The sequence below is a fragment of the Candidatus Vicinibacter affinis genome, assembly GCA_016714365.1.
Classification (GTDB): domain Bacteria; phylum Bacteroidota; class Bacteroidia; order Chitinophagales; family Saprospiraceae; genus Vicinibacter; species Vicinibacter affinis.
Genome location: JADJNH010000005.1, coordinates 2628439 through 2648842, shown reverse-complemented (window position 1 = coordinate 2648842; position 20404 = coordinate 2628439). Strand labels below are relative to the sequence as shown.

General features: G+C 39.9%; 7 protein-coding genes. 6 read left to right on the top strand and 1 reads right to left on the bottom strand.

The window, feature by feature from the left end:
- Positions 1-174 precede the first annotated feature (174 nt).
- Complete coding sequence (locus tag IPJ53_10480) at positions 175-510, top strand: hypothetical protein (protein MBK7799531.1); 336 nt, start codon at positions 175-177, stop codon at positions 508-510.
- Positions 507-3608: a M4 family metallopeptidase gene (locus IPJ53_10475; GenBank protein MBK7799530.1), complete on the top strand. Its 3102-nt coding sequence runs from the start codon at positions 507-509 to the stop codon at positions 3606-3608. Before IPJ53_10480 ends, IPJ53_10475 begins: the two co-directional genes overlap by 4 nt.
- Before the next feature lie 20 nt (positions 3609-3628).
- Here IPJ53_10475 and IPJ53_10470 read toward each other — a convergent pair whose 3' ends face one another.
- Entirely contained in the window at positions 3629-4135 is a 507-nt protein-coding gene (locus IPJ53_10470) for a Smr/MutS family protein (protein MBK7799529.1), read from the bottom strand.
- 105 nt (positions 4136-4240) lie between these two features.
- Here IPJ53_10470 and IPJ53_10465 point away from each other — a divergent pair, with 105 nt between their 5' ends.
- The 4 genes from IPJ53_10465 (at position 4241) to IPJ53_10450 (ending at position 19618) form a co-directional block, all read left to right on the top strand.
- Positions 4241-5341 carry a Re/Si-specific NAD(P)(+) transhydrogenase subunit alpha gene (locus tag IPJ53_10465; GenBank protein ID MBK7799528.1) on the top strand — a complete coding sequence of 367 codons (1101 nt, stop codon included), beginning with the start codon at positions 4241-4243 and terminating at the stop codon, positions 5339-5341.
- A complete protein-coding gene (locus IPJ53_10460; protein MBK7799527.1) occupies positions 5341-5640 on the top strand; it encodes an NAD(P) transhydrogenase subunit alpha in 300 nt (99 codons plus the stop codon). Before IPJ53_10465 ends, IPJ53_10460 begins: the two co-directional genes overlap by 1 nt.
- On the top strand, positions 5640-7049 hold the full coding sequence (locus IPJ53_10455) for an NAD(P)(+) transhydrogenase (Re/Si-specific) subunit beta (protein MBK7799526.1): 1410 nt from the start codon (positions 5640-5642) through the stop codon (positions 7047-7049). The genes IPJ53_10460 and IPJ53_10455 overlap by 1 nt, the downstream gene beginning before the upstream one ends.
- 317 nt (positions 7050-7366) lie before the next feature.
- The gene (locus IPJ53_10450) at positions 7367-19618 is read left to right on the top strand and encodes a T9SS type A sorting domain-containing protein (protein ID MBK7799525.1); all 12252 of its coding nucleotides are present in this window, start codon (positions 7367-7369) and stop codon (positions 19616-19618) included.
- Positions 19619-20404 lie beyond the last annotated feature (786 nt).

The following is a 20404-nucleotide window of genomic DNA, read 5'->3' as shown; positions in this document are numbered from 1 at the left end:
ATTATTAGATAAAGGTAAAACGATTTTAGAACTCATATAGTTCATAGTTTGTATTTTTAACGAAAATTTAAGTAAAAAATAAATATGTACTTGAAAAACAATACCTTGTGTATTATTATCAGTTCAATTGTTTTAATGTTTGGCTGCTCGGGTTCAAAGACTAACCAAGAAGGAATGAATGATTTTATTGTTAATTTTGGTCATGGTGGGGGATTTGTTGGAAAGGAAGAACGAATTGCAATAGACAAGAAGGGGAAAATCAGCATCTCCAACGGAACCCATACAAAGCTCTCCAAATCTGAAATCAATCAAATTCTTTCCAACATCCAAACACTTGGTTTGAAAGATATGAACTTTTCTGAACCCGGGAACATTTATGAATTTATAGAGATCCTTGATTCTGGTAAGGTTAAAAGATTTGCCTGGGACCCCGGTTCTACTGAAGTGCCTGCATCTTTGAGGTTGTTGTATTCAAATTTAAATTATCTTGTAAAAAATAAAAGCAAGTGAAGAAACTCTTATTTTTATTAACAGTCTTACTCTTAAATCTATGCGTCGTTCAAGCGCAAGTATTAAAGGGTAAAATTGAATTCAAAAACACAGAGCCACCCAAAGTTTTAAAAAAACTTGTTAAAAAAGGCAGGAGTCAAAATCCGGGTCTAACTTCTGGACTGGCGTTTGATTTTTCAAAATTTAAACCTTTGTCTAATGCTCAATTTATTAAATTAAATGGTCAAATTGATGTCATAGACTGGGATAAGAATGGTAATCCTTCTGTCTTTTCTGCACATTTACCTGTTTCAAGAAGCAGAGAAACGAATGATTCCAGAGTTTATGTAGATTTTTTAAAGGGACTTTTAAATCTAAATTTAAACCCAGGGTTGGATTTTAGTTTGATAAAAAGAAGTGCCGATGAAATGGGGACGCAACATCTAAAAATGAACCTAACTTACGAAGGTTTACCGGTGGTTGATGCCGAATATGGATTTCATCATTATGCGAACGGAGAAGTTTTTATTCATGGCAATTTGCTTATCCCGAAAGAGGTTCCAAATATAGAGTCTGCAACCAACGTCAATATAGAATATGCGATTACAGATTATTTTCATAAGGCAGGGATAAATTGTCATTTAAATCAATCGGCAGGACCCTTGAATTCGGGCATTAAGAATAAGCAGGATGCTTATTGGATGAATGTTGAAACAGGCCAATGGCATTTGGTCTCCATGGTCAATGTTACACCGAATTTGCGTCAAAATTGGGACTTGATTATTGATTTGATTTCAGGGAAAGTGCTGAAAGCTCATTCAAATGTTTGCAATTTAGTTCATAACCACTTAGAAGACAAACTTGCCGGTCCATTAGGAAGTGAGCCTGCGAGTGGTAAAGATTTATTTGACATTACGCGCAACTTTAATGTTTGGAAAGAAGGAAGTACTTATTATTTGGTTGATGCTTCTCGAGGTATGTTTATTCCCAATCAATCAAAAATGCCGGCTGACCCGGTTGGTGGAATTCTTACTTTAGATGCAAGAAATACGAGTCCGAGTTTGAGTAATTTTAGTGTGGATCTTGTTCGATCATCAAATAATACCTGGTCAGATAAACTCTCAATTTCTTCCCAGTACAACAGTATGAAGGCGTATGAATATTTTCTAAATACATTTGGTAGGAATTCAATTAACGGAAGTGGAGGTACTATTGTTTCCATTATCAATGTCGCGGACGACAATGGGCGCTCCATGGACAACGCCTTCTGGAATGGAGAGGCTATGTTTTATGGAAATGGTGATGCATTTTTTACTAAATTGGCTAAATCCTTGGATGTAGGCGGGCATGAAATGTCGCATGGAGTGGTGCAGAATACGGCGAATCTTAAGTATGAAAATGAATCAGGTGCTTTAAATGAATCTTTTGCTGATATTTTTGGCGCTATGATCGATCGCGATGATTGGAAAATGGGAGAAGACGTGGTAATTAAATCATTTTTTCCCTCCGGGGCCTTAAGAGATTTAAGCAATCCTCATAATGGAGGTACGAGTAGAAGTCAGATTTATTTTCAGCCAAATCATGTTTCAGAACAATATAAAGGAACTGAAGACAATGGTGGGGTACACATTAATAGTGGAATTCCAAATTATGCCTATTATTTATTTGTGCAGGAATTAAAAAAAATAAGAACAGAGGAGGAGTCAAAAAAAATAGCCGAAAGAGTTTTTTACCACACTCTGACTAACTTTCTTACGAGATCTTCTGTGTTTAAGGATTTGCGAATAGGTGTTGAGAAGAGTTCAGTTGATTTATATTCCGGAACACCGGATGTTTTGGTGAGTGCAAGGAGAGCATTTGATTTGGTTGGAATATTAGGAAATTCCGGAGGAGGAACTGTGCCAAAGAAAGATCTTAGTGTAAATCCGGGTAAAGAATACCTGGTGTGTACAGACGCAAATCAAGAAGGTTTGTATTTATATGATTTTGTAAATCAGCCGGTTGTTTTAAGTAATCAAGACGTGCTGTCTAAGCCAAGTGTCATCGATAATGGGACAGAGATCTATTTTGTGAATGGAAATAACCAACTTTACTATTTGTATTATGATCAAGTGCTCAAAAAATATGTGGAGGAAGAATTAGACAATGATGACATTTACAGAAATGTAGTCGGATCTAAGGATGGTAATTTAATTGCAGTCTTGTTCACGAATGAAGAAGATAAAATTCATGTGTATGATTTTGTGAAAGAGGAGTGGAAGTCTTTTAAGTTATATAATCCTACCTATTCAAATAGTGTTACAGGTGATGTGAGGTATGCGGATCAAATGGATTTTGATCATTCCGGAGAGTATCTGATGTATGATGCATTTAATGAAATAAGCAAGAGTACTGGAGGGGAGTACACCTATTGGGACATTGGATTTTTGCATGTATTTGATAAATCTAAAAATACTTTTGGAACAGGTAAAATAGAAAAATTAATAGCTTCTCTTCCGGAGAATACCAGTGTAGGAAACCCAGTTTTTTCAAAGAATAGCCTGGATGTGGTCGCCTTTGATTATATTGAGTCCGGTCTGTTTTCTGCTGATTATGCCTTGTTGGGAGCTAACATTGAGAAATCTGAAATTAATGTCATAGCAGACAACAGGGAACGTTTAGCTTATTCCAGTTATTCCGTTAAAGATGACAAGATTCTTTTTGACAGTAAAAATGCTTCGCAGTCACAGTGTATTTCAGTCAAACCATTGTCAGCGTCGAAGATTAGCTCAGGAGGTAATGAACAAGTTCTATTGAATGGTGGCAAATGGGCGACTTGGTTTGCATTTGGAAACCGTAGTTTAGTTGGAACCACGGATCCTCAATTGGATGTTGTGGCTTCTTTGGAACCAAATCCATTTTTAAACAGCGCTGTTTTACACATTAATTCAAAGGAAAATGCGGAGGTCGTAATTTCAATATTTTCCTCAATTGGGCAAAATGTTTTTTCAGAGCGGCTTAAACTGTTCGAAGGTGAAAATAAGAAATCACTCAATCTAAATCAACTCTCATCAGGATTATATCAGTTAGTAATCTCCGATAATAACGGGTCAAGGGTATTAAAAATAATTAAAGGTTAAATAGGTAGATATTTCTGAGGTTAATCGAGCCAGACCTCAGTTGCACCATCCTTATTTACTGGAAAGTAAAATCTGACACGGGAGATTGATTTAAGTTCAGATCTGATTTGTTCTCGCAATATTCCCTCTCCTTTACCGTGTATAATTAGTAAATTGGAGCTGTTTAAGTTTAAATTGTGTGCCATAAACTCTCTGAATTTTTCCAATTGGAAACTGAGAATACGCTCCTTATTACCGTTTATCAAGTGGGGGGCTAGCTTATCAATGTGCAGATCGATTTCTTGCCGGTGATTAGATAATATTTTTTTCTTTTTTACAGATTCAATGGGCTCAGGATCCTCCCAAATAAATTCAACCTCCTCACATTCAGGAGCGATTCTAACTTCCGAAGGACTGCAAATCCTGACAGATCCGTTAATTTTTATTTTAAGGTGACCTTCCGGGGCCGTACCTTCAAAAGTACCAATAGAGCCATCTGATAAAAACTGAAGCACTTCACCGATCCAAAGACTTTTAGCATCTATCATAACGATTTTAAAATAAAGGAAAGTAGCCGATTGTTCACTCGTAGCTTTAATTGACGTAAATTTTTTGATTTAATTTTTATCTTCGCAGCTCCAAAAAGAAAGAAATTGAAACTAGCCGTTATAAAAGAAACCAGGCCCAATGAGAAGAGGGTAGCACTTAGCCCTCAGATTGTAAAGCAATTAATTGCCAAGGGTTATGAAGTGATTGTTGAGCAAGGAGCTGGAGAGTTGTCTGCATTTACCGATCAGGATTACGAAACTGCTGGCGCTCAAATATCTAATTCAAAGACAAGCCTTTTTAGAGATGGGGATGTGTTTTTAAAGATCAATTCCTTTAGTTTGGAGGAAATAAGTGAGTTGAAAAATGGGTCTATCACATTAAGCCTTATGTATCACTCCAACCATCCAGAAATGCTGCAGGCACTGGCAAATCAAGGAGTGTCCTCTTTTTCTATGGATGCGATACCAAGGATATCAAGGGCACAAAGTATGGACGTTTTGAGTTCTCAGGGGAATCTAGCCGGATATAAATCGGTAATACTCGGGGCAGAGAACATGACACGAATTTTTCCCCTGATGATGACTGCAGCCGGGACGATAACTCCCAGCAAAGTATTAATTTTTGGGATTGGAGTTGCCGGGCTTCAGGCAATTGCTACGGCCAAGAGGTTGGGTGCAGTGGTTGAAGCCACAGATGTGAGACCTGAGACCAAGGAACAAGCAGAATCTTTAGGAGCAAAGTTTATAACGGTAAAAGATGAAGGAGTTAAAGTAGAGGGCGGATATGCCAAGGAAGTAACAGCTGAATACTTGGCCAAACAGAAGGAAGCCGTCAATAAATCCTTGTTTCTGGCTGACCTCGTCATTACAACGGCTTTGGTAATGGGGCGTAAGGCTCCTGTTCTCATTACTGAAGACCAGGTTAAGCAAATGAAATTTGGATCAGTCATAGTAGATATGGCTGCGGAGCAGGGAGGGAATTGTGAATTAACTGAGCCGGACAAAGTGGTTATTAAGCATGGCGTTAAGATTGTTGGCATAACCAATCTTGCCTCCACCATGGCTACAAACGCCAGTGAATTATATGCCAAAAACGTACAAAATTTACTTCAGCATTTGTCTGATAAAGAAGGGTTTAAATGGGATCTCGAGGAGGAGATTACCAAAGGGACTCTCATTGTTCACCAAGGAAAAGTACTTAAATAATGGGTGTGTTGGAATTTATCCACCAGAATATTGACATCATATATCTGGTAATATTAATGATTTTTGTAGGCATCGAGCTCATCTCACATGTACCTTCTGTATTGCATACGCCATTAATGTCCGGAGCAAATGCAATTCATGGGGTGGTGATTATTGGAGCCATCATAGTAATGGGTCAAGCTGAAGGAGTCTTAAGTTTGATCTTGGGCTTTATCGCTGTAATATTAGGGACACTGAATGTAGTTGGTGGCTTTGTTGTGACTGACCGAATGTTGGAAATGTTTAAGAAAAAGAAATAATGGAACATATTCTTGTATTAATATATCTGATTGCCTCAGTAACTTTTATGTTGGGCTTAAAAATGCTGAGCAAGCCTGATACAGCTCAAAGAGGAAATCTTATTGCCGGTTTAGGCATGACGCTTGCAATTTTTGCGACCATATTCCTTTATCGAGATGGTCAGGGAAATCATTTAGGAAATTTATTTTGGATCTTTGCGGCCTTGTTCGTTGGAACAGTGATTGGTTATATCATGGCCAAAAAAGTACAGATGACAGCTATGCCACAAATGGTATCTTTTTTCAATGGTATGGGAGGAGCTTGTGCAGCATTGATTAGCATCATAGAATATAACCACATGCTTCATATGACGGAAGCTGTAGACATAATGGGTAGTGGGAAGATGATCATTATTCTAGCTGGTTTGATTATAGGTTCGGTATCTTTTGCCGGCTCTATGATTGCATATGGAAAGCTGGAAGGAAAAATCAATGATTTTAATTTACCCGCACAGCAAGTGGTCAATATTGGCCTTGTGCTTGGGATTGCCGTTCTTTCTGGACTATTTGTTATGGACATAGTTACGGGACCATTTTGGTTTTATTTGATATTGACTTTATCTATTTTTTATGGATTATTGTTTGTTTTTCCGATTGGAGGAGCAGATATGCCGGTGGTTATCTCTTTGTTGAATTCATTCACGGGGGTTGCCGCGGCATGTGGTGGATTTCTGTACGACAATTATGTGATGTTGATTGGAGGGATTTTGGTTGGATCTGCCGGGACCATACTTACAGTAGCCATGTGTAAAGCCATGAACAGGTCACTTTTGAATGTTTTGGTTGGAAATTTTGGTGGTGGTGGGGCATCTATTTCATCAGACGGGGGCGCCCAGGGTTCTACAAAAGAAATAACCCGGTCAGATGCGGCCATTCTGATGAAATATGCAAGTAAGGTGGTTATTGTTCCTGGTTATGGCTTGGCAGTAGCTCAGGCACAACACATTTGTCATGAATTGGAAAATTTATTGGAAGAGGGTGGTGTTATTGTAAAATACGCCATACATCCCGTTGCCGGAAGGATGCCCGGACATATGAATGTTTTGTTGGCGGAGAGTAATGTAAGTTATGATAAACTTGTCGAAATGGAGGACATTAATCCTGAGTTTAACACCACAGATGTAGTTTTAGTCGTAGGGGCAAATGATGTGGTGAACCCGGCAGCAAAAACAGATCCCAGTTCGCCAATTTATGGTATGCCTATTTTGGAAGTTGAGCAGGCAAAAAATGTGATAGTGATGAAGCGTTCTATGAAGGCAGGTTATGCTGGAATTGACAATGCACTTTTCTATCAACCTAAAACTTTTATGTTATTTGGTGATGCAAAGGACACTTTAACCAAGCTAGTAACAGAAGTCAAGAGTCTTTAGAGTTAAGATCAATTTTTATAATCATTCCACTTTGAAATTATCCTAATCCTAGCTGCCAAGGTTTGTTAGTACTATAGCCTATCATTTTATGCTGGATAGCATGTTGAATCTGTTTTTGAGGAGGCAGATTCTTTTAATTATGGTTTATATATTTATAAATTTAATATAAATATTTTACCCATAGGTTAGATTTGTAGTCATTTTGTATCTACATTTACATGGTAGAATGTTCTTGTTTGAGATTAGAATGTGATTTTATATAGTCTTGAATTAGAGTGTTTTACAGATATTTTTGTTAGAACCTAACCAACCTGCTCATGAACTCAAAGCATGTTTTCTATGCTGCTATTGCCTTTTTTGGCAAAAGACTCACCTTGATTTTATTTATTTTTCTTAGTTTAAATCTTGTCGTAAGCGGCCAGGTCACGATATCTGGAGGATCAAATGTTAATGGTCCTTATGCAACTGTGGCTGCTGCAGTATCTGCTTTAAATGGAGCTACAATTTCTGGACCTGTAATGGTTAGTGTAACAGCAGGTCATACTGAGACTGTGCCTGCTGGAGGGATCGAACTTACTGCCACCGGCACCGCCATAAACACCATTACATTTTTTAAATCAGGGGTGGGGGCTAATCCGTTGTTGACAGCTTATGTAAATGGAACCGGTACTCCTGGTACTGCTGTTCAGGATGGTGTTTTTAGATTGGTTGGGTCTGATTATATCACTATTGATGGCATAAATATAACCGAAAATTCCCTTAATATTTCCAATCCCTCTACAATGGAGTATGGTTATGCTTTATTTAAGCAAAGTGTAACAAATGGCTGTCAATTTAATACTATAAAGAATTGTTCGATAACATTGTCTTATATAAACAACGCTTCAGGTACACTACCGGCAGTAGATGGATCAAGAGGGATCGATGTTCTCAACTCAACACCTGTAGCTACAACAACCGCCTTAGTGCCAACGATTGCAGCCGGCACGAATTCATTTAATAAATTTTACGCCAATACCATTTCCAATTGTAATTATGGGATTGTATTGAGTGGTTATGCTGCGCCAACTCCATTTATTCTTGGAGACACTTTGAATGATGTTGGAGGAAATTCATCTATGACCGGGAATACTATTTTTAATTATGGAGGGGCTCCGGGCGCTACTAATCCTTCTGCTGCCATCAGAGCAACTAACCAGTGGGGCGTTAATATTTCCTTCAATACGATCAATAATAACAACGGTACTCATTTCAACCATGTGACTACGTTCAGAGGTATTTACGCACAATCCGGTACCAGTGCCTCCGCTACGATTAACAACAACAGCATTACTTTAAAAGGCGGGGCAACGACTTCACAGTTAGCATTTATCGAAAATGGGATAGGTTCTACACCTGTTGGAAATACAGTAAACATAAATAATAACACTTTGACAGGAAGTTATTTAACTGCTACTTCTGGTGTATGTTATGGTATTTATAATTTTGGAGCAACACCTTCTATTTTAAATATTATGAATAACACCGTGAAGGATATCAATTACAGTGATCTAGCATTGACCGGTAGCGGAACATTATATCTTATTTACAATACATCAAGTATTGCGAATATGGCTGTAAATATTATCAACAATACTGTTAAAAATATTAAGCGTTTTGGAACTTCAGGTGGAACTACAATTGGTGTATACAATTCATCAGGAGTTACAGGAATGGCAGTTACGGTCAAGAAAAATTTAGTAGACTCAGTGAGCATTGATGGAGCAGGAACTGCTAGTACCATGTATGGAATTCAAACCTCTACTGGCACAGTAGTCTGTGATAGCAATACTGTAAGTAATTTAAGATGTATTAAATCTACTGGTTCTTCAGCAATGTATGGTATTTATAATTTCGGATCCCCAGTGAATGAAAACTATAATTATAACAATGTTATTAATCTTATCCATTCAGGGACGGGTATAACTTATGGAATATACACCTTTACGACCACTGGTGTTAGGACAGTTTCCTACAATACAATTTACAATATCTCTTCATTTGGAACAACCGTTGGGGGTATTAATCAATCGAGCAGTGCGCCTACTATCTTTAATAATAAGATTTTTGACATTATTAGTTATTCTACCGGAGCTCCTACTGTTTTTGGAATCCAGATTACCAGCACTGGAACTGCCAACAATGCGAACGTTTACAACAATTTGATAGGGAACCTAAAAGCCCCATTCGCAAGCACTTCATCTGCAACTACTCCAACTTTAAGAGGAATAAATTTGACTTCCACGACGGCAACGACCACTTTAAATGTGAGCTATAACACTATCTATTTGGATGCCCAATCAACAGGAGCGAATTTTGGTACATGTGGTTTGTTTGCAACAACCAGTGCAACAGCAACATCTGCTACGTTAAATTTAAATAATAATAATATCGTTAACCTATCCAATCCTAAAGGAATTGGTAAAACTACTGCCTACCAAAGGTCTTCTATAACACTTACCAATTATGGCACTGGGTCTAACAGAAATAATTTTTATGCTGGTGGAAGTTGTATTAATAGATTGATATTCTTTGATGGCACAAATGCTGATTCTGTTTTAGCTGATTTTAAAACCAGAGTTTCCACCCGCGAAGCCAACTCTGTTTCAGAGAGTCCAAATTTCTTAAGTGTTGTAGGTTCCAATGTGAATTTTCTTCATATTGATCCGGCAAAGCCTACACTTTTAGAGAGTGGTGGGGCTGCTGTAGCGGGTATCACAACTGATTATGATGGGAATTCCAGAAATGCATCTACGCCCGATATAGGAGCGGATGAATTTACAGGAACTGTGGCCACTGCATGTTCAGGCCAACCGGTTGCCGGAACCATAACTGCCAATCCAAATCCACTTTGTTCTAATGGAATAACTACCATTTGTGTCTCTGGACAAAGCACAGGGTCGGGGCTTACTTATCAATGGAAATCTTCCAACGCTCCTGGGGGGCCATTCGCAGATATACCATGTGCAAAGGATAAATGTTTTACAACTGATCCATTGGCTACCGGTACCTATTATTACAAGTTAATAGTTACTTGCCCTGCATCCGGCATGTCTGATAGCACTTCAGTTATTTCAGTAATTGTTAACACAAACCCTGTTGCAAATGTCTCACCTGTTAATCCATTCATATGTGAAGGAGGATCTACAACACTTACTGCAAGTGGCGGTGTAAATTACTTGTGGAGTACCGGAGCTACCACACCTTCAATAAATGTGAATCCTCCTTCTGCAACAAATTATACTGTGACTGTGACAGATGCTGTAGGTTGTACAGCTTCTGCATCTTCAAAAGTAACGGTTATAAACAAACCAGTTATTACTTCTGTATCAGCAATTCCTCCTTCAATTTGTAAAGGAGAGAATTCTCAATTGAATGTCGAGGTGGATACCAATTATTTCTTTATCCCTGTAAATTATAATTTAATTGATTCGACAGGGAGTAATGCAATTAAATTGGTAACTGCAGGTGTTGCGGTGACGCCTCTAACTTCTGGAAGCTTGGACGATGGATATTGGTCTCCAATAAGTTTACCATTTCAATTTAATTTTTATGGAATATCCTATTCTTCTTTAACCATTAGCACAAATGGTAATATTCATTTTGAAACTGCAACTGCTTCTGGCTATAACAATACTATGCCAAATACTCTGACCCCCAATGCTACCATCGCTGGTGTCTTTTCAGATCTTAATATGGGGACGAATGTCTCTACAGATGTTTGGTATTTTATTAAGGGTTCGGCCCCAAATAGACAATTTGTTTTGATTGTAGATACTACCAATTTTTTTTCAGGCACAGGACAATGTTCATACCAAATAATTATCAAAGAAGGCTCCAATGAAATTGAAATTCATACCGGGTTAATGACTCAGACCACCTCAAATAAAGTTCAGGGCATAGAAAATGCCACTGGCACCTTGGGATTAGTAATTCCTGGAAGAAATAATACACCATTATGGTCAGGAATTCCAGATGCATACAAGTTTTCGAGGGGTTTAAATTATGTGTGGTCCCCTACAAATTATTTGAACAATAACTTGATAAAAAATCCATTGGCGTCAAATGTCCAAACTTCTACTCTTTACAATGTAACAGTAACCGCTTCAAACGGTTGTTCTTCTTCTGGTTTCACCAGCTTGATTGTAAATCCAAATGCAAATATATCAGAGACAGACAATTCTGGTAATGCCCCAAATGACAGTACCATATGCGCTGGAGATCTTGCTGTGATTACAGCTACCGGTGGCACTATGTATTCATGGAGTAATGGTGCCACAACGGGCGCTATAAATGTAAATCCGATTGTCACTACAAATTATATTGTTACGGTCACTGATGCAGGTGGTTGCAGTGATGTCTTGAGTAGAAAAATTACGGTTACCCAAAAGCCAGTGATTGGAATTAGCTACATGGAAAGCTCCGGAAATACACCTAACGACAGTATTATTTGTAATGGAGCGTCTGTAATGATCACAGCATCAGGAGGAACAGGATACCAATGGAGTAATGGAGGCAATTCAGCAAAAATAACCGTTAATCCTTCGATTAATACATCTTATACAGTAACCGTGACGGATGCCAATAATTGTTCTTCAACCAGAACTACTCAAATCGTGGTTAACCCATTGCCAAATGCAGCGATTGTGCCTCTGAATCCAAGCAATTGTTCAGGAAAAAATATTATCCTAACTGCATCAGGAGGCACCGGTTATTCATGGAGTACAGGGGGTATGACAGATGCAATTACTGTAGCTCCTGTAATGAATACCACCTACACCGTAACGGTTACGGATGCAAATGGCTGTACTAAAACAGCAAGCTCCACTGTGAATGTACTTCCTAACCCTGGGTTATCGGAAAATCACATTGAGCCTACAACTTGCGTTTCTACAGATGGTTCGATCAATCTTACAGTTACCCCAACCGGCACTTATACTTATGCATGGATAGGTCCAAACGGGTATACTAACAATATTGAGGATATTTCCGGACTGGTTGCGGGAGGTTATTCCGTAACCGTAACTTCAAGCGGAAACGGTTGCGCATCCGTTTTAGCAGTAACTTTAAATGGTCCTGGTGGATGTAATGTTTGTCCTGCTATTGGCATTCTTACAACAACCCCGGCAAATGAAGCATGTGATGGCATGAATGTCAATTTGCTGGCTTCGGGTCTTTCTAATATGGGCAATACCTATGGCATAACATTTAAAAGATCAAATGTGGTACTTGCAGACCCATATTCCGGAGGAACTATCATTGCGACAATTCCAAATGCTAGCCTAGGAGGAGGAGGAACAACTGCTACCACCAACCATATTTTTCCTGGTACCGGAACGTATTATTTGTATGCGATACTGTCTCCGGTTCCTACTGATATTTCGTGTAGACCATCAGCTTCCAGAACTCTTGTCATCAATCCAACCCCTGTAGTTAATATAACTCCTGCAGTCGTAAATACTTGTCAAGGTCAACCGGTAAATATGAATGGTAACCCTTCTGGCGGAACTGGGACCTATACTCATCTTTGGACCGGCACAGGAGCAGCTTTCTTAAGCAATACTGGAATTGTTAATCCAATCTTTAATTGCCCAACTCCCGGAACATATTCGCTAACCTATACGGTAACTGATTCAAAAGGATGTTCTGCTTCTTCAACCAGAAGTGTGACAGTAACTAATTGTACATTGACTATCAAGGATCCATGCAGTTGCTTAAATAATGCTACCACTTTAACCAATGGACAATTTAGTGAATTAGTTCAGGTTAATGCACCTTCAGGTCAATCCTGGTCTGTAAGTGCCGTGAGTGGATTGTTTTTAAATTCAAGTCCACCTCCACCGGCAGCTCCTTTAGCCATACCAATAGGCACAACATTAACAGTTGGTACAGCAGATGGTATAGACAATGATAATGACGGACAATTTGATGAGGCGGACGAGAACGTTTATTATACATTGAGAGGTAAGCATGTGGATGCTATTGGTTATACAGTTTCTGTTACAAATAGTCTGGGTGTAACCCTAAGCATTGGAAATACATGTTATTATCCAAACCCACAAATCAATGGGTTAAATGCTAATTACTGCATTACAGATCCAGCTGTTGTATTAAATGGATCTGCCACTTTAGGGGATGGATCCGGTCCAGCATCAGGAGTAGGCGTATTTAGAGTGAATGGTGTGGTAAATACTGTATTTAATCCAGCATCAGTTGGATTAGGAAATCATACGGTCCAATATTGTTTTGACGCTGCAGACAATGTGCCTAATAACAGACATCCTGGTTGTACCCAGTGCGTCAGTCAGGCTGTAACCGTTAATGGTCCACCAACAATCAGTTGTCCTGCGCCACTTACTGTTGGATGTGCTATAGATGTTCCGGCACCAAATCCAGCCAGCGTTGTTGTTACTTCCAATCCATGCGCAAGTCCTGCAACGGTGACTCATGTCAGTGATGTGATCAGTAACCAAACTTGTGCCAACAGATATGTGGTTACAAGGACATATCGCGCAGTAAATAGTTGTTGCCCTGGAAGTGCAGTAACTTGTACTCAAATAATAACAGTTAATGATATTACTGCACCATCGGTAGTTTGTCCTCCTCCGGTTACAGTACAATGTGCTAGTGCAGTTCCACCAGTTAATGTGGCCAGTGTTATCACTGCGGATCATTGTGGAAACGTAGGCATTGTAGTCACTCATGTGGGAGATGTGATTACAAATATGACTTGCGCCAACAGGTTTACAGTAACCAGAACTTATAGATCTACTGATGTCTGCGGTAATTCGGGTACTTGTGCTCAAGTAATTACCGTTTTCGACAATACAGCACCGGTTGTTGTATGTAGAAATATAACTATCTTCCTGGATGCAAACGGCAATGCGACAGTCACTCCACAGCAATTATTATCCAGTGTTTCTGACAATTGTACTGCCACTCCTGCAATAGTTATAACAGCTGTGCCATCTAGCTTTACTTGTGCCAACATAGGTCCAAACAATGTTAATTTGAGGGCTACAGATGAGTGCGGAAACGTAGGCACCTGCTTAGCTGTAGTTACGGTTGTGGATAATTTGCCACCGGTAATTATGGGTTGTCCTACGAAATCACCTGTTACCATAAACCTTGGTCCAGGGGAGTGTGAAGCCAGTTGGGATGCACCGCCATTTATGGCGATGGACAATTGTCCTGCAGGCGCATACTTTGGTAACCGAAATACAACTACCGTATGTTTGCCACCGGCATCTTACTGGTCTATTACCGGAGGAGCTGCCAGTTGGGGAGTGATGTTTGACCTGATCAATACTTCAGGAAGTTTATTGAATTTACAGTTGTTGGGTGAGCGAGCTTTTGCGAACGTACCCCACAACATATATTATACTAGGAATCCTGGTGGGCATGCGCCGGTAGTGGCTACGCCGAATGCTTGGACATTGTGTGCTACACGGACACCGACATCAGGAGCACAATTCACCACGGTGATCGACAGCTTTAGATTGTTGACGGGCACCAGAACGGATACTATTAAACGTTGTGCACCGATCCAAACTGAGACTACGGTATTGGGCTGCTTGACAATGGCACCTGGGGAGACCAGAGGAATCTATATCCATGCACCGGGCACAGGAGGCACGAACGCTTCTTTGTTTAGTGGCTGTGCGGCAAGGCCAATGGGAGATGCAAATATCAATACACCTATAAACGGAGCGACGTATACTGGAGGACAGTTTGCAGCGCCATTTATCAACAGCTCATTTGGATTTGGAGGAGCCAACTGGATGGGTGTGATAGGATACAATTTGGCGAATTCGAATCGGGTGCCATTGGTACAAACTTGTGGTGCGCCATATGGCCCGGGATGTTTTTTCCCTATAGGCTGTACGAAACTATGTTACCGAGCGACAGATGCATCGGGCAATGTGGGTACATGTGAGTTTGAGGTTTGTGTGAATAAATACGCAAATCCGACCAGAGCGTTGGCTTGCAATGACGACATACAAATCAGCCTGGATGATAGCTGTAGAGCTACGATTTATCCGGATATGGTATTGGAAGGAGGTCCATACTCTTGCTATGATGACTACATAGTAGAAGTAAGAGATTGGAAAGGAGGTCCACTGATTGACCGAGAGCCTAATAGACGCGGGGTACAAATCAATGGCAACGACATAGGAAGAGAATTAAAGATAACGATCATAGATCCGGTTACCGGCAACAGCTGTTGGGGCCATGGAAGAGTAGAAGATAAGATAGCACCAAAAATGACATGCCCTCCAGATATAAGCTTGTCTTGCGCATCAAGTACAGCACCAATTGTAGCAGGTCTGCCAAGTGTTTACGAGAATTGTGGAGGAGCGAATATAGGTTATCATGACAGTGAAGTTCAGGGGGGATGTCCTCAGGGCTATGCACGAAGGATAACCAGAACATGGACTGCAACGGATGCATCCGGAAACAAGTCAGTTTGTGTACAGACCATTACAGTAAAAATCGGAGATTTATTTGAGGTGACCGTTCCATCGAACTATGACAATTTGGATCAGCCTGCGTTAGAATGTGATGAGAAGATAGACAGGAATAAGAATGTAACACCACACATGGCGGATTTCCCTGAGTGTGTTGATGGGTATATCCTGGATTCAGCGTTTTGGTTGGCAAATCCTAACGCACCGGATCAGTATCCAAACAGAAGGTTACCGAGAGTGTTGGGCTGGAATTGTATCGATGATTTGAATGATCCACATTATGGACATCCAAGTCCTGATCCAGTGTATTATCCACAGCACAGACAATGGTCACCAAACAATCCATTGTGCTGGGGCCCTGACCGCCACATCATGTGGGTAGGAACAGGACGTCCTGGAGGAGCGGAGTGTTCAAACCTTACGGTAACATACAAGGACATCGTATTTGACCTGGCGACGCCGGGATGTGATGCAGGTCCGATAGGTTGCTACAAAGTATTGAGACAGTGGACAGTGATGGATTGGTGTACAAGCCAGTTGGGTGGCCATAATCAAATCATCAAGGTGATAGACGATGAAGGTCCACAGGTGTTGTATCCGGATAGTGCACGAGTAAATATGGAGAGCTGGACCTGTACTGGAAGATGGGAGGTGCCTGCGCCATGGATATTGGACAATTGTTCAAATGAGGTGCACTATACGGTAGAAGTAGACAATGGAACAGTGTTGGGAGATGAGACAGCAGGATTTGTGGTATTGGATATGCCAGAAGGAATATACAATGGCTATATAGTAGCGACGGATTGCTGTGGCAACATTACGAAGAAGCGAATAGTATTGAATGTGATAGACCGTGTACCACCGCAGGCAGTATGTAGAACAGCTACAGTAGTGAGCCTGAGTGGAAATCAGAGTCCATTGACGAATTATGCGAGATTGCATGCAGAGGATCTTGATGAAGGAAGTTTTGACAATTGTCAGCCGCATGTTTACTTCAAGGTGATCAGAATGGCAGAATTGCTGGGAACGAATAATGGAAGTAATTCAAACAATGTGGTAGCATGTCAGGGACGCAATGGAGATGACAACAGCATACTTGCAGGAAATCAGATCTATTTTGATGATTATACAGATTTCTGCTGTGCGGATGTAGGTACGAAGGTGATGGTAGTGTTACGAGTGTTTGATGTAGATCCGGGAGCCGGACCTGTGACACCGATCAGGATGACGAGCACGAGCAGTGTGTTGAATGGCAGATTCAGCGACTGTATGGTAGAAGTGGAAGTACAAAACAAGGCAGTGCCTACGGTAATCGCACCACCGAACATCGTGGTAAGTTGCTGGTTCTGGTTTGATGTTACGAAACTGACCAATCCAAATGATGCAACTTTTGGAAAGGTAGTAACAAGCTTAACAGACAGGAGGAAAGTGGTAACCAAGGATTTGGTATGCTACAAATTCTGTGAGCGCAATGATTATACAGGTTACCCTGGATATGTACAGACGAATGCACAACCGAAACCTGCACCAAACCAGGCGTGTGAATACTACTATCAGTATTTTGATACTGCGCATTGGGACAGGAAGTATGAGTTAGTATGGGGCTTTGACGGATATGTATTGAGTCCATGTGGATCGACGCCTACGATCACGGTCAATGACCTGAGAGAATGTGGTCAGGGTGTGATCCAAAGGATTATCTCTACGACGGGACCTAATAACATCAATGTAACGGCGATACAGACGATCTGGGTAGTAGATTGCGATCCATTCTATATAGATGATGTGGCTTGTAACGATCCAAGATATACAGACTTGTTGTGGCCAAACGGAGTGTGTACACAGACGCCGGTGACCTTGGATGGCTGTGGAGCAGATATTTCACCAGACAATCCACAATTGGGCAGACCACAGGTGATCAATAATGCAGATGACAACTGTGCGTTGTTGTCGATAGAATATTTTGATGAGCAGTTTAACATAGAGCCGGATGCATGCTTCAAGGTGTTGAGGAGATGGGTAGTGATCGACTGGTGTCAGTACGATCCATTCATCGATCCTAATCATGGAAGGTGGGAGGCCTTACAGGTGATCAAAGTAAGAGATCAAAACCGTCCTGTGGTAAGTTGCAGTGTGGGACCATGTGAGCCTGCGAAAATCGACAGTAAGTTAGGAGTGTGTGTAGGACACATAAGTTTGACAGCAAGTGCTACAGATAATTGTACACCAGCAGACTGGTTGTTCTGGGAATATAAGATCGATGCATTCAATGATGGCAAGGGTGTACATGGAGGCTATGACTTCCGGGTAGGTACATTGACCAGCAAACAATATGCAGCAGGAGATACAGTGGAGTACAGCCACAATCCATTTGCAGACGACAGTCATAATCCGTTCAACGCGAGTGGTACGTACCCGATAGGTATCCACAAGATCAAGTGGTTTGTGGAGGATGGCTGTGGCAATGTGGGAGTATGTGAGAGCTTGTTTGAGATCAAGGATTGCAAAGCACCGACACCATATTGTTTGACAGGTGTGATCACTGTGCCAATGCCAAGCAGCGGCTGTGTGGATATCTGGGCGAAGGATCTGGATAAGGGAAGTTATGACAACTGTACAAGCCAGGAAAATCTGAAGTTGTATTTCGATAATGATCCTACAAAAACTTCTATCACAGTTTGTTGTGATGATTTTGTAAACGCAGGACAGAATGATGAGTTGATTATCGATGTAGAGCTTTGGGTTGAAGATGAAGAAGGAAACAAGGATTATTGTAAGACCATTATAGTTGTTCAGGACAACCAAGATATATGTCCTGATAAAGGGTCTGCAAAAGGCAAGATTTCCGGAAACATAAAGACTGAAACTGGAGTTGAGACCAAGCCTGTTGAAGTTAGTTTGTTCCACAATGGATCTATGATGCGACAGATGATGGGTAGTCCATATAGCTTCGGAGATTTGGCAATGAATACCACGTATAGCATTAAACCAGAGCGTAATGATGAACATGCAAATGGAGTTACAACTCAGGACATCGTAAAGATCCAGAAACACATTCTTGGTCTGGCAGAGATTACAGATCCATATAAGTTGCTTGCGGCAGATGTGAATGCCAGCAAAACGATCACTGCATCGGATATGGCAGAATTGAGGAAATTGATATTGGGAATCAACAGTGAGTTCAAGAATGTGAAGAGCTGGACGTTTGTACCTGCAGACTATGCATTCGCGGATCCAAAATCACCATGGGATGCACCAAGAAGTGCTGATCTGATGTTGGATAAGAGTAAGGTGATAGACTTTATCTCAGTAAAAATGGGAGATGTAACTGGAGATTCCAGAGCAAACGGAGCCCAGAGCAGTCAGAGCAGGACAAGCGGCAAGTTGAGTTTTGAAATCAAAGACCAGGAAGTGATCGCAGGAGAAAGTTACCGGGTGAGCTTCAAGTCATCAGACTTCAGAAATATTTCCGGATATCAGTTTACGTTGAAGTTTGACGAGAATAGTTTGATGTATGAGGGAATAGAGTCTGGTGTATTGAAGACTACAGAAGCCAACTTTGGAACAAAGAGGATATCTGAGGGAATGTTGACGACCAGCTGGAATGCCGATAAGGGAATAAGTTATGGTAAGGAGGAAGAATTGTTTGTAGTTAACTTCAGAGCGACCAGAAATGGAAAGCTGAGCAGTCTACTTACAATTAACAGCAACCTGACGAGTGCTCAGGCCTACGATGAGAAGGACAATGTACTGGAGCCTGTAATGTTTGTAAGGACAGATAAGGGTATCGTAGAGAGCGGAGTATTCGAATTGTATCAAAACGAACCGAACCCATTCAGCAAAGAGACTGTGGTGAGCTATCGATTACCGGAATCAGGTGCTGTGAAATTGACAGTATACGATGTAACAGGGAAAGTACTTCGGGTGTATGAGATGAAAGGTCAGAAAGGATTGAATCATCAGCAGATCAGTAAAGGAGACTTGAATGCCACCGGAGTATTGTATTATCAACTGGATGCTGCAGATCATACAGCTACCAGGAAGATGATATCTGTAGAGTAATATTGAACAAAATATTTTAAAAAAAAAGGCCTGCAGCAATGCAGGCTTTTTTTTTGCTCAGAATTAATTTTTGAAACTTAAGGAAAGCATGAGACTGTAAATCATTTTATGTATTTTATTTCTTGAGATTTTTATTTTTATTGAAAAATAAAAATTTATAGCTACATACTTTAAATTATTTTTTTAACCCTTAAAAATTCTAAAATTGACAATCACCCTTTAAATTAAATTTAGAATTTTCTGTAAACTATAATTTTAATTACAATTTCAAATTTCAATTAATTGATTGCATAATTCAACCAACTAATTGTGTTTAATTGGAAGGTATTTTTTTTAATGATAGATTCTTTGAAGTTGTTATATTTTTTCTGGTTTTATCAATTTTAGTTTCCTATTATTTAAGCAGTTTACATTTGAATGAATTCAGGATAAAGTTGTTGTTGTGTAATTTTAAATCCTGCCAATTTCATTTTGTTCTATTCCGAAATAATTCAAAATAAATCAAGATCATTATATAAGTTATTATTTATGGATAATCAAAAAATATTTAATTAGTTCAAAGTTTAAAATTTTTCAAAGAGCAAGGAGGTGTTATTTGGTTTAAAATGGAGCCTAAGCTTTTGAGCGAAAAATATAATAGATTTATTTGTACACAGCAATTATCGCCCTTTTTTGATGAGTGGATATGATTATGAGTAAGCTTGATATATTTCTTATACAAAATATTTTCACTGATAAGATATTTTTATTAACTGTAAATTATTAATTAGTAATAGTTAATATATG

Bases quoted from the DNA above. Each gene is read 5' to 3' on its own strand.
- IPJ53_10480 (MBK7799531.1), top strand. From the start codon at position 175: ATGAATGATTTTATTGTTAATTTTGGTCATGGTGGGGGATTTGTTGGA.
- IPJ53_10470 (MBK7799529.1), bottom strand. From the start codon at position 4,135: ATGATAGATGCTAAAAGTCTTTGGATCGGTGAAGTGCTTCAGTTTTTA.
- IPJ53_10460 (MBK7799527.1), top strand. From the start codon at position 5,341: ATGGGTGTGTTGGAATTTATCCACCAGAATATTGACATCATATATCTG.
- IPJ53_10455 (MBK7799526.1), top strand. From the start codon at position 5,640: ATGGAACATATTCTTGTATTAATATATCTGATTGCCTCAGTAACTTTT.
- IPJ53_10450 (MBK7799525.1), top strand. From the start codon at position 7,367: ATGAACTCAAAGCATGTTTTCTATGCTGCTATTGCCTTTTTTGGCAAA.